Below are 13,513 nucleotides of genomic sequence, written 5' to 3'. Positions count from 1 at the left end.
ATCCCTATAAAGACCCTCATAAGGGCCACAAAATCCTTTAAAAGCCCATGTGGGGTTCTTTAAACGCAATATCACATGACGTTCACTTTAAATTGCTATAATGGCCCACATGGAGTCTACTAAATCCCTTAAAAGCCCTTCTGGAGTCCGTAAAGCCGGTAAGCCGCTTCCCATTCCAGTGCAGCGGTCACTCGCAAAGCTGGGCGAAGACCTCAATCGAGCGCGCCGCCGCAGAGGGCTGACGCAGCAAGCGCTCGCCGCGCGCATCGGTGCCGGACTCAATACCGTCAAGCGCATGGAGAACGGTGATCCGCACGTGCAGTTGCATTTCCTCGTGCGAGCGCTCCATTTTTTCGGTGAGTTGCAGCGGCTCAATGACCTCCTCGACAGCGGCCAGGACGATATCGGCCTTGCATTGATGGATGAAAAGCTACCGCAGCGGGTACGAACCGCCAAGAAAACCACCAAAGCGTTCTAACGGCATAAGCGAATGAAAACCAAACCTGCCAGGTCCGGCAAGCCCGGTATCAGTACCGCCCTGGAGGTTCACCTCGGGGCCACAGGTACGCTTGTCGGCCATCTGAACTACGTAAGCCAGGGACGGCGCGAAGTGTCGCAGTTTGCTTATGACGAGACGTGGCTGACCAACCCCGACCGGTTTGACGTTTCGCCCGACCTGCCTCTCGAACCTGGCTATCAGCCACGTCGAGCGCCCAACCCCGTGGACTCGGTGTTTCACTTCGCACTGGCCGACACGGCGCCTGACGCATGGGGGCGTCGTGTCATCAACCGGATCCACGCGCGGGCCCGCAAGGACAATCCTCGCCTGCTCCCTCTGAACGAACTCGACTACCTGTGTGCAGTGGACGACTTCAGCCGCATCGGCGCGCTTCGCCTTTGCAAGGAAGGGATCTATCTGAGGACAGTTGATGAAGGCCGGCGCACAACGCCGCCAATGATCGAGCTCGAACGCATGTACAAGGCCACGCGTGCGGTCGAGACGACCAGGGAAACCACTGAGGACCTGCGCTACTTGCAAGGCAAAGGCACCTCGCTCGGCGGGATGCGCCCCAAATGCACCGTACTGGATGAAAACGGCAAGCTCGCCATCGGCAAGTTTCCAAGCGTCAATGACACCATCAATGTCACCCGGGCCGAAGTGCTGGCGCTCAAGCTCGCGCGTCAGGCCGGCATTACGACGGCCAACGCCCGGTGCGTCACCCTCAATGACACGCCAGTCGCGATCATCGAACGGTTTGACCGGGAGGACGGCGACCTGCGCGTCCCTTATCTCTCGGCTGCGTCCATGCTTCAGGCCTCGCGGCAGAATGTCCACGCGTACACCGAGATCGTCGATGTCATGCAGCAAAAGTGCTCGCATCCGGACGACGACGCGCGAGAGTTATGGCGTCGCCTGATGTTCAACCTGCTCATCACCAACACCGACGACCATCTGCAGAACCTCGGTTTTCTATACGACGGCAACGGCCTGTGGCGCATCTCACCGGCGTTCGACGTGAACCCGATGCCCGGCAAGGTACGAGAGTCCAAGACGTGGCTCACTGAAGATGCGGGCCCCATTGAATCGGTCCAGATGCTTCTGGATACGTGCGCCTACTTTTCGCTGACCGACGCTCAGGCCAAGGGGATCCTTGGGGAAGTCCTGGACGCGGTAATGGACTGGCGGCAAGTGGCCGTTACGCCGGACGTCGGACTTGGCGCTCAGGAGCTCGATGACTTCGAGGATGCCTTTGAGCATGTCCAGACCGATCAGGCCCGCAAGCTACTGGGCCGCGCCATGCTGCGGCCTGAGCTCGCCGAGAATGCCGAGGATGCCGAGAACGCCGGATAACCAGCCCGGCAGCTTGTCCATTCACGAGCGGTGCATTCGTTCGACTCACCGGATATTTGCAAGGTTTTTTTAAGTATTTCCGTCTACTCTTGTCATACCAGCCGTACACAGACGTCGTCATGAACAATGAGATCGCTCAACGTTCTGAACGGCTATTTCTCTTGTATAGGTTGGAAGTGCGAGAGTGGCCGGGTCGTTATCTTCCTCGACGCGCGCAACGCTTTGCATGAAACGCGTGGTCCGGGAGCCCATCATGAAACAGCTTATGTCCGTGGTTATTGCCGCTTCGGTCGTGATCCTGCCCGCCGTATCGTTTGGCGCCCAAGCCGATGGACCAAGAGCGCTGGACCGCGTGGTTCAACAGAACGAGAAATATGAACGGGACCACCCGCAGCAATCGCCGGCCGCCAATGGCGAGCGCAAGGCTGCGGATCGATCGATTGTCGAACCCACCTCCAATGGAGACGTTCGCTGATCCGGCGTCGCGTGTTTTTGCGGTCGACCGGACCATGCCGAATCTCTTGCGTCGCTAACCCTGCGTGTTTCTGGCGACTCGCTGACTGTTTCGTAAGTCAATGCGCTGGCGGGGGTTGAAATGAAAACTTCGAACGTGGAACTTGGCCCGGTAAACCGGACGCCGCAACCGAACGCCGCAGCGAATGCGTTTCTTCCCGGTGGCTGAAACGGCTTTTGCAAGCATCGCTGCGACGTTTTAATACTCACTAGATGACGCTCCCGCAGACAAGCTTCACGCGAACAAACGTCTGATTCTTTGCCAGAACGCGAGCCGGTGCGGGGGCGGGACATCGATCAACAATGCTTCGTCAGGATGGTAGTGAACTTCCTGAACCTGCCGAACCTGCGAGACCAGCAGCCCGATGTACATGGTGACTCTCCCAACGTTGGACTTTTGAGTTCACGGAAAGTCGGCAGCTCGGGGTTCGAACGCGCATTCGCGCGGCGACATGGGCTTATTCGCTTCCGCTAATTAAGGGGTTGGCGTATATAGTTGTTGTCGTTTCTGCATAATCCTCCTTCTTTCCGCTTATCAGCCTTTCGCTTTGTTAGCCAGTTAGCCGGTTAGTTGCCACCGTCTGGTGGCCAACGATCTCTATACCAACGGTCTAACGAAATAAGCATCCCGAACTATTGGCGCCCCTCAATCTCTGCAACGCCGGTCAATGTTCTATGAAACGTCCCATACTCATATTAGGCCTATCCAACGCCGGTGGGAATACGCACCAGCAGCCATCGTCGTGTCGAAAGAAAAGCAGCGCGCGCGATCCAGGCGGCAATGCGGTTTCTACGCAGACATACCGCCTTCCACCCAAGCGCGTGCGGCTGAACTCAGTGACACGAACCGGTGTCGAAAGGCCGGGAGCCAGCCATTTGTCGACCTGAGTACGTAGCGAATATTCATGCGTGGATTTCATGTGCTGCTCCGGCAAACGATTCCTGCTTGACGCTGTCCGCTTTCCGCCCCATTTCTTCATCCGGGCTTTGAGCTATCGTCCTGCTGAGCGCCGCCGCTCTCAGTGCGCTGCACCGCGCGGAATACCTTAAATCTGCAAGTTGAGCAACAAGTTGTCTAGCTGTCCTGCGCTTCATGGCACACCTCCCGCACTGCAACCTGAACTTGATAAAACACTTTAACTGTATGCCTGGATCGCCCGTTTGGGCGGGTTGTCGGCAAAATCGCAACACTTTGTCGCAAAGGGAAAAGCGCCGGATTGATCGCCATGGCTTTGCAATGGTTGTTTAAATCAGCGGCGACTTGCCATGTTTGTTTATCGGCACAGGGGGATTCGGACTTGAGTCTCGGCGTCAATACCGTGGACGTTTTTCAGATCCAATGGCTCCCGCCGGATTACTCGGGAGCCGTGTCTTTGCCTTCGCGCATCCGAAGGATTCGGCCAGAGAAACAGTTGGCAGATGCCGCTCAAGGAGCACACTCGCGGCGGCGGGATTCACAGTTGGTGAACGCTACGGGCTCATGCCCGCTTGTTATCGTCCGGGCAGGCGCCGGCACTGCATCCAGCTCGCGAATGGTTTGATACAAAACGCGCGTGCCATCGACGACGCTGCTCGACGTCCAGCTCCACTCGTCAGACCATGCCCCCGCGTCGCCATAGGCGTCACGCTGCACTTCGGCACGTGCACAGGAATCGCGCAGTTATGTGAAGGTCAATGGCGTGACCAGCGCGGTGCTGCGCAGCGCGAATTTCGAGCCGTTGCCGTGGGTATTGTCGTTCGAAGAGACGGGCCTTGTCCTTGCTCATAACTCGTTGGCGTCGGCGCAACGTATCATCAAGCTGAACGATCCGCATATGACCGGCTTGTCGCGCTTCCTCGGCATCGATCAAACCCTGCACGCGTTCGGCGATGGAAAAATCGCCGGTCGCGCTGGCTATGGAAAACAAGGAACTGGCCATGCCGGTATCCGTGGACTATCTGCCGGTGGCGGGTGACATCGAGGACATGGTGGCCAATGCATCGCGTGTGGTGGAACGGGTGCGACAGCAGATCGGCAACCGCTTCACGCTGCTGGATATCGAGCGGATTCACGCGGACCAGGCCATCGATTTGCGCCGCCAGCAGCAACCGGGCTTCACGCTGTCGCCGGCCACCGCGGGCCTCTACATGCGCTGCCCGGAAAGCTTGCGCTCCTCGATCGCGACCGGCCGCTGACGCCGGATTTCCGGGCGGCGGCGACCTTGCTGCACAGTTATCCGGCCGATTCTTGTTAATTTTTGGAGCATGTCATGACGCCATGCGTTGAAGCATTCCCGGACCCGGTGACCTCAACCATCACCTACGTGGTGTATGAGGCAGCCGGTTCACCCTGCGCGATCATCGACGCGGTGCTCGACTATGAACCGCAATCCGGCCGCACTTCGACACATTCGGCGGATCGCGTGATCCGTTTCGTAAGCGAGCAGGACTTGCAGGTGCAATGGCTGCTCGAGACGCACGCCCATGCCGACCACATTTCGGCTGCGGCATATCTCCGGAAACAACTGGGTGGCGCTATTGCCATCGGCGAACATATCCGGTCGGTGCAGGTCGTGTTCGAACGGCTTTTTAACCTTGAGCCGCCGATGTCGTCAATATCGCCCGGCCCCGCGCCTTTCGACCGATGGTTTGCTGACGGCGACACGTTCCAGGTCGGTGCGCTGACCGGCCGTGTGATGCACGTTCCCGGTCACACGCCGGCCGATGTCGCCTACGTGTTCGACAACATGGCGTTCATGGGCGACACCTTGTTCATGCCGGACGTCGGCACGGCGCGCTGCGATTTTCCCGGTGGCGACGCCGGCACGTTATACGAATCAATCGGGAAACTGCTTGGCTTGCCGCCACAAACGCGTCTGTTTGCATGCCATGACTATCCGCCCGATGGCCGTGAAACGCGCTGGGAAACCACGGTCGCTGATCAGCGCGCAGCAAACATCCACGTCCGCGATGGCATCACTGTCAGCGAATTCGTCGCCATGCGCACGGCCCGCGACGCGACGCTTGGTCCACCGGCGCTGATCATCCCCTCGATTCAACTGAACATCCGCGCGGGTGCTTTTCCGCCGGCCGAATCCAACGGCGTAAGTTATCTGAAATTTCCGCTGAACACGTTTTAAGGCAGTCGGGCAGGGTAAGAAAATGAACTTGGAAGCAGGAATACCGCAATGAGCACGAATGCAGCATCTTCAGGCAACACAGAGACCTTCGACGTGGTGGTCATTGGCGGCGGCGCTGCGGGTATCGGCGTGACGGCGAGCTTGCTGCGCCGACGGCCCGATCTTCGCATCGCGGTCATCGAGCCGAGTGACCGGCATTTCTATCAGCCCGCGTGGACGCTGGTCGGCGGCGGTGCTTTCAACATAGACGACACCATGCGGCTGACGTCGTCGGTCATGCCGAAGAAAGCGCACTGGCTGCGGGCCAGTGCGAGCGCGATCGAGCCCGAGCAGCGTCTTGTCCGGCTCGACAATGGGCAAACCGCCAGTTATCGGCACCTGATCGTCTGTCCCGGCTTGCGGCTCGCATGGGAGAAAATTGAAGGTCTGGAAGACACACTGGGCAAGAACGGCGTGACGTCGAATTATCGATTCGATCTTGCGCCGTACACGTGGAAGCTGGTCAATGAACTCAAGCGTGGCAAGGCGCTCTTTACGCAGCCGGCCATGCCGATCAAATGCGCCGGTGCGCCACAAAAAGCGCTGTACCTGTCTTGCGATAACTGGCTCAAGCAAGGCGTGCTCGATCATATCGATGTCGAGTTCAACCTTGCCGGTGATATCCTTTTCGGAGTCGCTGCGTTCGTGCCGTCGTTGATGAAATATGTCGAGCGGTATCACGCGTCGCTTGCGTTCGGATCGAACCTGGTGAGCGTCGACGGCGCTCGCCGGGTCGCTTCGTTCAACGTCAAAGACAATGCCGGCAACGTAGTTCGTATCGACAAACCGTTCGACATGCTGCACGTCGTCCCGCCCCAGCTTCCGCCGGACGTAATCAGCAAGAGCGTGCTCGCCGACAAGGCCGGCTGGTGCGAAGTCGATCACGCCACGCTCATTCACCCCCGTTATCCGGACATCTTTGCGCTCGGCGACGCCTGTTCAGCGCCTAACGCAAAAACGGCCGCGGCCGTTCGCAAGCAGATTGTCGTGGTGGCGGAAAACCTGCTGGCCGCGCGGGAGCAAAAGCCTCTACCCGCCCACTACGACGGCTACGGCGCATGTCCGCTGACGGTTGAAAAAGGCAAGGTTGTACTGGCGGAATTCGGCTATGGCGGCAAGCTGCTGCCGACCTTCCCGCTCGACCCGACCGTGCCACGTGCCCTCGCGTGGTACCTGAAAACTGCCGTCTTTCCATGGCTCTACTGGAACGGCATGTTGAAGGGCCGGGAATGGCTCGCCAGGTCGATGAAACCGCAAGCGTGAGCTCCCAGCCATTCGCCACATTCGTAATACCCGTCACGTTGCGAGCACCACGCTCGGCGCCTGCGTTGGCGCGACGCTCGCGCTGACCGATGCAGGACTGCAACGGGGCATTGCCGGTGTTCGCGAGGTTTGCCGCGTCTAGCCTGGTGATGGAACACGTTTGAGCGCTCACAAAAGAACGTCGAGCGGAAACTCAGAGTTTTCTTATACCCCAGTACATAAGTTATCCGAAATAAAATTTCGCGATCTTAACACGCAACTCTTGAATTAACGAATGGACGAAATTTGACACGCCATTCGCTCGCTTTTTCAGATTTGTTGTACTAAGTGTATGCCCTCGAAATAAATCCATCGTCGAACTTTATAAACGGGCGTTCATATGATTAAAAAACTTGCCGCAATCATCCCGATCATGGCCACTGCCTCCGTGGCGCACGCACAGAGTTCGGTCACGTTATACGGGATCGTGGAGGACGGTATCGATATCGTCAGCAACGTGCAGGGTAGCCATCTCGTCCAGCTTGCATCCGGTGTGACCGCAGGCAGCCGCTGGGGCGTGCGCGGCACCGAGGATCTGGGCGGCGGCCTTTCAACCCTCTTCCGCCTTGAAAGCGGCTTCAACCTCAACTCGGGACGCCTTGGCAGCGGTCTCGCGTTCTCACGCAATGCTTATGTGGGTCTTCAGAGCGAACAGGCCGGTACGGTGACGCTCGGACGCCAATGGGACTCCGTTGTGGATTTCGTCGAGCCGTATACGCTCAACGGCAACGTCGGCGGTTATTATTTCGCCCACCCGAACGACATGGACAACACCGACAACGGTTTCCCTATCTCGAACGCGATCAAATATCGCAGCCCCACCTTTGCCGGGTTCACGTTCGGTGGACTGTATTCACTAGGCGGCATCGCTGGGCAGTTCTCGAACAACGCCACGTTCAGCGCGGGAGCGACCTATGCCGCTGGACCGGTCAGCGCGGGCGTGGGATATCTGCGCATCAACGATCCGGGTGTCTCCACACAGGGCTACCAGAACTATCCGGGCTTCACGAACGCGGTCTATGGCGACTTCCTCGCCGCAGCGCGGGCGCAGAAGGTACTGGGCGTAGGGGCTTCGTATCAGGTGCTGGCGTCGCTGCGCGTGCTTGCCGATTTTACGAACACGATTTTCCAGCAAGGCAGCGCCGGACATGATGCGACGTTCCAGAACTACGAGTTGTCGGGCCTGTTTAATCCAACCCCGGACGTGACGGTAGGCGCGGGTTACACCTACACCACCGGCCGCGACCACGCGACCGGCGCACAGCCCAAATACAACCAGTTCAACCTGACGGCCGAGTATGCGTTGTCGAAGCGGACGTCGGTGTATGCGCTGGGCGTATTCCAGAAAGCTGCCGGCGACGCACAGGCCGCTCAGATCGCAGGCTTCAATCCTTCAAGCAATCAGAAGCAGGCGGTTGGCCGAGTGGGGATTCGCAGCAGTTTTTGATTCGACGTCTGACCACTGAGCGTTAAGACGATACGTGTCCGGTTGCTTGATGAGGCCGTGCGACCGGACACGCGACTAAACGCGCCGCACGATGCTTATTGTCTGATGAATAACCTGACGCGCACACTTCCAGAACAGACCGATTATTTCTCTTGGTACGGGTTATCCCACCCCTACATTCCGCCACCGCTTTGCCGTAAAGAAGTCAGGCATAGCGTTCGGCAACGCCCGACGCCGCAAATTCAATCAGACGGCTCAACACTAGGCAACGGCGGAAACATGAAGAAGATGACATTGAATCAGAAGCTCGGATCGATGATCGCCGTGCTATGGCTCGGACTGGTCGCGATCGGATTTATAGGGGCATGGCAAAGCCGTTCATCGACTATGGACGATCGTCGTGATCAATTGAAAGCCCTGGTTGCCCAGGGCGCGAGCATGACGGCCCATTTCCAGAGCCTCGCCGCGGCTAAAACGATCACGGAAGAAGAAGCCAAAACGCGGGCGCTGGAAGTACTTGCCGCCATGCGCTACGGTACAGACGGATACATCTCGGTCAACGACTCGCGCCCGGTGATGATCATGCATCCGATCAAGAAGTCCATGAATGGCCAGAACATGGCGGGGTTTACCGACCCGGCGGGCAACAGACTTTTCGTCGATATTGTGAACGCCGGTAATTCGACGCCCGAGGGTGGCTTTGTCAGCTATCTGTGGTCGAAGCCCGGCAGCGACAAACCCGTGCCCAAGCTCAGCTTCTCCCAGCACTTTGTCCCGTGGGACTGGTACATCGTGACCGGCATGTACACCGACGACATCGAGGCCGCGTTCTACGCCAGCGCATTGCGCTGGTTCGCGATTACCGCCGTGCTCGGCGTGCTCGCTTCGCTGGCCATGCTGCTGGTGTTGCGCAGCATCAAGCGTGAACTCGGCGGTGATCCGTCGATTGCTGTCGGCGCGGCGCAGCGCATTGCGCGCGGCGACCTGACCACGCACGTGCCGCTTGCCATCGGCGATTCGCATAGCCTGATGTTCGCGCTGAGCGAGATGCAAAGCGGCCTGGTGGAAACCGTCACGCGGGTGCGCACCGGGACCGAGAATATCAACGTGGGGGCATCGGAGATTGCAGCGGGCAATACCGACCTGTCACAACGCACCGAGCAGCAAGCCGCCGCGCTGGTACAGACCGCGTCGAGCATGGACGAGATGACGGCGAACGTGAAGCAGAACGCCAACAGCGCGACGCAAGCCGCCAAGCTGGCCGGCGAAGCCGCCGACGTGGCCCAACGGGGCAGCGGAGTAGTCGAGCAAGTCATTCACACCATGACGCGCATTACGGAAAGCTCGAAGCAGATTGGCGACATCATCGGCGTGATTGATGGCATCGCGTTCCAGACCAACATCCTGGCGCTGAACGCCGCCGTGGAAGCTGCGCGTGCCGGCGAACAGGGACGCGGGTTTGCGGTGGTGGCAGCGGAAGTGCGCAGTCTCGCACAGCGATCGGCCACGGCGGCGAAGGAGATCAAGGCGCTGATAGGGACATCGACGGAGACGGTGAAGGAAGGTGCGTCGCTGGTGTCGAACGCGGGCGCGACGATGGGCGAGATCGTGAATTCGGTGCGCCGCGTGAACGAGATCCTCGATGAAATCAGCCACGCTTCGAATGAGCAAAGCGCGGGCATTGAACAGGTGAATCGCGCAGTGGGTGAAATGGATCAGGTGACGCAGCAGAACGCGGCGCTGGTGGAAGAAGCCGCAGCGGCGGCGCATTCGCTAAAGGATCAGGTCGATGTGCTGCGTGAAGCGATCGGGAGCTTTTCGCTGCCGGGTTGAATTTTGCAAATGAACGAAAGGGCCACTCGCATGGCCCTTTCGTCTTGCATCGACAAGACTTTTCTATTGCACGCGTTTCTGATTACACGTCATTCGCGCGTCCAGAATCCTTCGTGCACGACCGCCGCTTCATCTTCAATAAGCGGTCCAACCACACTCACCGTCCTCTGCCCTCGCGCAAAAACTTCGCGGCAAGGTAACGAGAACGTCGGGTTCTCGGGGTGATCGCCGGTGATCTCCAGCAAGCGCCGCTCGGACATGGCATACACCACGCGCCCGATGTTGCACCAATAGATCGCGCCCGAGCACATGCAACACGGCTCGGCATTCGTATAAAGCGTGCACGTCAGCAATTGCTCCGGCGTCAGATCTTTCGCTGCCTGAGCCGCGGCGCGCAGTTCGGCGTGCTGGGTCGGATCGCCGAGCGGGGGCATCGAATTGTTTCCTGCGCTTGCAACTACGTGGCCGTTTTCATCGGCTATCAGCGCGGCGAACGGATGCCGTCCATCGCGTTTTGACTTCTCCGATAACGCGATAACCTCGCGCAACAGCGCCATATCGCGTTCGCTTGCGTGTTCGTGCATGCTCTCGTTCCCCCTTTTTTAAAAGATGCTACGGTCAAATTTTAAATGGATGATCGAGGAAAAATCGCATCATGATCGTGCTCGCATCCGGACCCGTTGCATCGGTGTACGAACCATTTCCACTCCCACCTGCCCAGGCGTGCGGCGCGCCATGGATGAGCCACAACTCGGCATCAACTCCGTCCACTGATTTCAGCCGCTCCACCGTGCTCGTACGCTTGCCCGCTTCTACATGGGAAGTCTCGTCGAAGACAACAGCCTCAGCGCCGAAGCCGCGCAACAAATCAGCCGCGTTTGATGGATGCACGGTTGCGTCGGCATCGCCGTGAAACACGATCAGCGGTCGCTTCGGCGCCGCCGCGCGACGAGCGCCCGATGACTTCCCGCCTCGCATGGCCGCCAGCGCCGATTGCAAATCGTGGGCCGACCCCACTGCCAGCCCTGAATGCACGCACGCAGCGGCATAAAGATCCGGATACGCCTGGATCATGATGGCGGCCATCGCCCCACCCGCCGATAAACCCGCCACGAATACGCGCGACGAATCCACGGCGTGCTTTGACATCACTTCGCGCGTGATGCCTGCAATCAGTGCCGGCTCGCCGCTGTCGCGCCGTTGATCGGCGGGCTTGAACCAGTTCCAGCACTTCGATGCGTTCGCCCCCTGCGGCTGCACCGGATACACCACGATGCATCCGTCCCGCTCCGCCAGCGCGTTCATTTGCGTGCCGGCAGCGAAGTCGTCGGCGTCCTGCGTGCAGCCATGCAGCATCACCACCAGAGGCAGCGACTGGCCGCTGTGCTGCTTCGGCACATAGAGCTTGTAGTTCCGATGACCTGCGGCGTTCGCGAACGTATGAGTCGTGAACGTTCCCGGATACTTGACAGCCGGGACGTCTGTATTCGATTGAGGTGTTGGCTGAGCGTGCGCCCCAAGTGCACGCTGCAGCGCCGCCGTCGCTTCCTTCGGGCCGCGTGCGCGCAGCAGCTTCATTGCATCCTGCATCGAATGCAGGAATGCTTCGTTGATTTTCATTATCTTTCCCGTTGTTCCCTGCTATTGCTTGTCTACCCGCATCACTAGGCAATCCGGCCGGCCAGCGCAGTTTTCACCGCAGGCGAGGCATGAAAGGCGCCGAGCACAACGATCGATGCGATCGTGTCCAGCGCCAGTTCGGCGGACACGTCGGCAGCAATGCTCGCGAGTCCGAGCACCTGAATGTCGAACCGCTCACCCGCCGCGCGCGCCGCTTCAAGATCGCGCCTGGAAAAGTGCTGCACGCCCAGCACCAGCGCGCGCCGTGTCACCGTTTCGCTCACCACCTGAGAGTGCGTCGCCAGTTGATTCCGGATAGCCGTGCGAATCAGGTCCGTGCGGTTGGAATAGAAACCCTCTTCCACCAGCAGGTCGATCTGCCCCAGGTCCACAGGACCCAGGTTGATCGTGATCTTCTCCGTCTCACCGCCCTTCGGCCTGAGCACTTCAATTTTTTGAATCATCAAAAACATCCCATTACCATCCAATGAGATGGTTATAGGCTGGTTTTTGCAGTGCGTCAAGGTTTTTAGCCAACTCACCATGGTCTGGAGAAGCCGGAAATCGGGCCGCGGCGCCTCAGGAACGGGCCATGCTGAAGTTGTCATCGCAGTCCCTTTTCCCTCGCGGCGAAATTGCCGCTTGTACGCCAGAGCATTTCGCCGCTCTGAGACCCGGGCGCCCAGGGTTGGGTGTGACGAGGTTTTTGTATCGCGTTGCTGTCCGGAGCAATTCGCCACCTTCGTTCTGTTTTTATCGCGACGATTTCGCGTGCTTCTGCACGCCTTTCGCGCGCTTAAAAAAGCCGAACGATAAACTATTAAAGGAGTACTACCTATGTTTGTCCATAACAAACGCCTGCAATACACCGTCCGTGTCGCCGCGCCGAATCCGGGTCTCGCCAACCTGCTGCTCGAGCAGTTCGGCGGCCCGCAGGGCGAGCTCGCCGCAGCCTGTCGCTACTTCACCCAAGCCGTAGGGGAAGACGATCCGGGCCGCAAGGACATGCTGTTCGATATCGCCACGGAGGAGCTGAGCCATCTGGAAATCATCGGTTCAATCGTCGCGATGCTGAACAAAGGCGCAAAGGGTCAACTGGCCGAAGCGGTCGAGCAGGAGGCGGAGTTGTATCGGTCGATGACTTCTGGCGGCAACGACTCTCACACCACCGCCCTTCTCTACGGCGGCGGTCCTGCGCTCACGAATTCGGCAGGCGTGCCGTGGACGGCGGCCTATATTGACACCATTGGCGAGCCGACTGCCGATCTGCGCTCCAATATTGCGGCTGAAGCGCGCGCCAAGATCGTGTATGAGCGCCTGATCAATGTCACCGACGACCCTGGTATCCAGGAAGCGCTCGGGTTCCTCATGACGCGTGAAATTGCGCATCAGAAGTCGTTCGAGAAAGCGCTGCATTCCATCCAGCCGAATTTCCCGCAAGGCAAATTACCGGGGGTGCCGGAATTTACAAGCGTCTACTACAACATGTCGCAAGGCAACGAGCCGGCAGTGCGCGGACCGTGGAACGAAGGCGGCGACTGGAGGTTCGTGGAAGATCCGCAACCCGCCGTGGATGGCGGAGATGGACTCGCGACCGTGGGAGTGTCAGCGGAAGAGGTGGATGTTTTACAGGCAATGGCCGCGCGCACGGCATCGGACAAGAGTTCGGATCCGACGACCGGCGCCGATCTTGGATCGGGGAAAGCGACGGCGGTTTGAGGGTCTAACAGCGCGGCGCTCGTGATCGGGGAAAATCCGGTACGTTGCGGACCGCGTAGGCTCCCCTAA

Annotated in this window: 15 protein-coding genes; 10 read left to right on the top strand and 5 right to left on the bottom strand. The window is 59.1% G+C overall.

Annotated features, from left to right (window positions below; all coding sequences use genetic code 11):
• The first annotated feature begins 100 nt into the window (after positions 1–100).
• The 3 genes from HB376_RS23855 to HB376_RS23845 all read left to right on the top strand — a co-directional run bounded on the left by HB376_RS23855 (position 101) and on the right by HB376_RS23845 (position 2,327).
• Positions 101–478, top strand: coding sequence for a helix-turn-helix domain-containing protein (locus HB376_RS23855; protein ID WP_346730559.1), 378 nt, complete (start codon positions 101–103; stop codon positions 476–478).
• A gap of 12 nt (positions 479–490) precedes the next feature.
• The gene (locus HB376_RS23850; RefSeq protein ID WP_213766131.1) at positions 491–1,852 is read left to right on the top strand and encodes a type II toxin-antitoxin system HipA family toxin; all 1,362 of its coding nucleotides are present in this window, start codon (positions 491–493) and stop codon (positions 1,850–1,852) included.
• 253 nt (positions 1,853–2,105) lie between these two features.
• A complete protein-coding gene (locus HB376_RS23845) occupies positions 2,106–2,327 on the top strand; it encodes a hypothetical protein (protein WP_213766130.1) in 222 nt (73 codons plus the stop codon).
• A 273-nt stretch (positions 2,328–2,600) separates the two neighbouring features.
• Here HB376_RS23845 and HB376_RS23840 read toward each other — a convergent pair whose 3' ends face one another.
• Both HB376_RS23840 and HB376_RS41190 read right to left on the bottom strand, forming a co-directional pair.
• Positions 2,601–2,738, bottom strand: a complete 138-nt coding sequence (locus HB376_RS23840; protein WP_213766129.1) for a hypothetical protein — start codon at positions 2,736–2,738, stop codon at positions 2,601–2,603.
• A 292-nt stretch (positions 2,739–3,030) separates the two neighbouring features.
• Positions 3,031–3,285 carry a hypothetical protein gene (locus HB376_RS41190; RefSeq protein WP_255631528.1) on the bottom strand — a complete coding sequence of 85 codons (255 nt, stop codon included), beginning with the start codon at positions 3,283–3,285 and terminating at the stop codon, positions 3,031–3,033.
• A 744-nt stretch (positions 3,286–4,029) separates the two neighbouring features.
• Here HB376_RS41190 and HB376_RS41185 point away from each other — a divergent pair.
• From HB376_RS41185 to HB376_RS23815, 6 genes are all read left to right on the top strand, one after another.
• Positions 4,030–4,320 carry a hypothetical protein gene (locus tag HB376_RS41185; RefSeq protein WP_255631527.1) on the top strand — a complete coding sequence of 97 codons (291 nt, stop codon included), beginning with the start codon at positions 4,030–4,032 and terminating at the stop codon, positions 4,318–4,320.
• The gene (locus HB376_RS41180) at positions 4,235–4,540 is read left to right on the top strand and encodes an aromatic amino acid lyase (protein ID WP_255631526.1); all 306 of its coding nucleotides are present in this window, start codon (positions 4,235–4,237) and stop codon (positions 4,538–4,540) included. Before HB376_RS41185 ends, HB376_RS41180 begins: the two co-directional genes overlap by 86 nt.
• A 74-nt stretch (positions 4,541–4,614) precedes the next feature.
• Positions 4,615–5,484 (top strand): MBL fold metallo-hydrolase, encoded by an 870-nt coding sequence (locus HB376_RS23830; protein WP_213766128.1) that lies wholly within the window; start codon positions 4,615–4,617, stop codon positions 5,482–5,484.
• A 48-nt stretch (positions 5,485–5,532) separates the two neighbouring features.
• Positions 5,533–6,786 (top strand): FAD/NAD(P)-binding oxidoreductase, encoded by a 1,254-nt coding sequence (locus tag HB376_RS23825; RefSeq protein WP_213766127.1) that lies wholly within the window; start codon positions 5,533–5,535, stop codon positions 6,784–6,786.
• 382 nt (positions 6,787–7,168) lie between these two features.
• Entirely contained in the window at positions 7,169–8,272 is a 1,104-nt protein-coding gene (locus HB376_RS23820) for a porin (RefSeq protein ID WP_213766170.1), read from the top strand.
• A 288-nt stretch (positions 8,273–8,560) separates the two neighbouring features.
• Complete coding sequence (locus tag HB376_RS23815; RefSeq protein ID WP_213766169.1) at positions 8,561–10,105, top strand: methyl-accepting chemotaxis protein; 1,545 nt, start codon at positions 8,561–8,563, stop codon at positions 10,103–10,105.
• An 89-nt stretch (positions 10,106–10,194) separates the two neighbouring features.
• Here the strand turns inward: HB376_RS23815 and HB376_RS23810 are convergent, their stop codons facing one another.
• The 3 genes from HB376_RS23810 to HB376_RS23800 are packed head-to-tail and all read right to left on the bottom strand — an operon-like array spanning position 10,195 to position 12,189.
• Positions 10,195–10,689: a nucleoside deaminase gene (locus HB376_RS23810; protein WP_213766126.1), complete on the bottom strand. Its 495-nt coding sequence runs from the start codon at positions 10,687–10,689 to the stop codon at positions 10,195–10,197.
• 34 nt (positions 10,690–10,723) lie between these two features.
• A complete protein-coding gene (locus HB376_RS23805) occupies positions 10,724–11,725 on the bottom strand; it encodes a PHB depolymerase family esterase (protein ID WP_213766125.1) in 1,002 nt (333 codons plus the stop codon).
• A gap of 44 nt (positions 11,726–11,769) precedes the next feature.
• Positions 11,770–12,189 (bottom strand): CopG family transcriptional regulator, encoded by a 420-nt coding sequence (locus tag HB376_RS23800; RefSeq protein ID WP_213766124.1) that lies wholly within the window; start codon positions 12,187–12,189, stop codon positions 11,770–11,772.
• A gap of 373 nt (positions 12,190–12,562) precedes the next feature.
• Between HB376_RS23800 and HB376_RS23795 the strand changes: the two genes are divergently transcribed.
• Positions 12,563–13,444: a manganese catalase family protein gene (locus HB376_RS23795; protein ID WP_213766123.1), complete on the top strand. Its 882-nt coding sequence runs from the start codon at positions 12,563–12,565 to the stop codon at positions 13,442–13,444.
• The last annotated feature ends 69 nt before the right edge of the window (positions 13,445–13,513 follow it).

The organism is Caballeronia sp. dw_19, from assembly GCF_018449515.1.
In the GTDB taxonomy this organism is placed as follows: Bacteria; Pseudomonadota; Gammaproteobacteria; order Burkholderiales; family Burkholderiaceae; genus Caballeronia.
The sequence above is the reverse complement of the archived record's forward strand: the minus strand, read 5'-3'. Positions and strand labels throughout refer to the sequence as shown.

Excerpts from the sequence above, each read along its gene's own strand:
- HB376_RS23850 (WP_213766131.1), top strand. The coding sequence starts at position 491 with ATGAAAACCAAACCTGCCAGGTCCGGCAAGCCCGGTATCAGTACCGCC.
- HB376_RS23800 (WP_213766124.1), bottom strand. The coding sequence starts at position 12,189 with ATGATTCAAAAAATTGAAGTGCTCAGGCCGAAGGGCGGTGAGACGGAG.
- HB376_RS23805 (WP_213766125.1), bottom strand. The coding sequence starts at position 11,725 with ATGAAAATCAACGAAGCATTCCTGCATTCGATGCAGGATGCAATGAAG.
- HB376_RS23815 (WP_213766169.1), top strand. The coding sequence starts at position 8,561 with ATGACATTGAATCAGAAGCTCGGATCGATGATCGCCGTGCTATGGCTC.
- HB376_RS23855 (WP_346730559.1), top strand. The coding sequence starts at position 101 with ATGGCCCACATGGAGTCTACTAAATCCCTTAAAAGCCCTTCTGGAGTC.
- HB376_RS23825 (WP_213766127.1), top strand. The coding sequence starts at position 5,533 with ATGAGCACGAATGCAGCATCTTCAGGCAACACAGAGACCTTCGACGTG.
- HB376_RS23845 (WP_213766130.1), top strand. The coding sequence starts at position 2,106 with ATGAAACAGCTTATGTCCGTGGTTATTGCCGCTTCGGTCGTGATCCTG.
- HB376_RS23795 (WP_213766123.1), top strand. The coding sequence starts at position 12,563 with ATGTTTGTCCATAACAAACGCCTGCAATACACCGTCCGTGTCGCCGCG.
- HB376_RS23810 (WP_213766126.1), bottom strand. The coding sequence starts at position 10,689 with ATGCACGAACACGCAAGCGAACGCGATATGGCGCTGTTGCGCGAGGTT.
- HB376_RS23830 (WP_213766128.1), top strand. The coding sequence starts at position 4,615 with ATGACGCCATGCGTTGAAGCATTCCCGGACCCGGTGACCTCAACCATC.
- HB376_RS23840 (WP_213766129.1), bottom strand. The coding sequence starts at position 2,738 with ATGTACATCGGGCTGCTGGTCTCGCAGGTTCGGCAGGTTCAGGAAGTT.
- HB376_RS41180 (WP_255631526.1), top strand. The coding sequence starts at position 4,235 with ATGGAAAAATCGCCGGTCGCGCTGGCTATGGAAAACAAGGAACTGGCC.
- HB376_RS41190 (WP_255631528.1), bottom strand. The coding sequence starts at position 3,285 with ATGAAATCCACGCATGAATATTCGCTACGTACTCAGGTCGACAAATGG.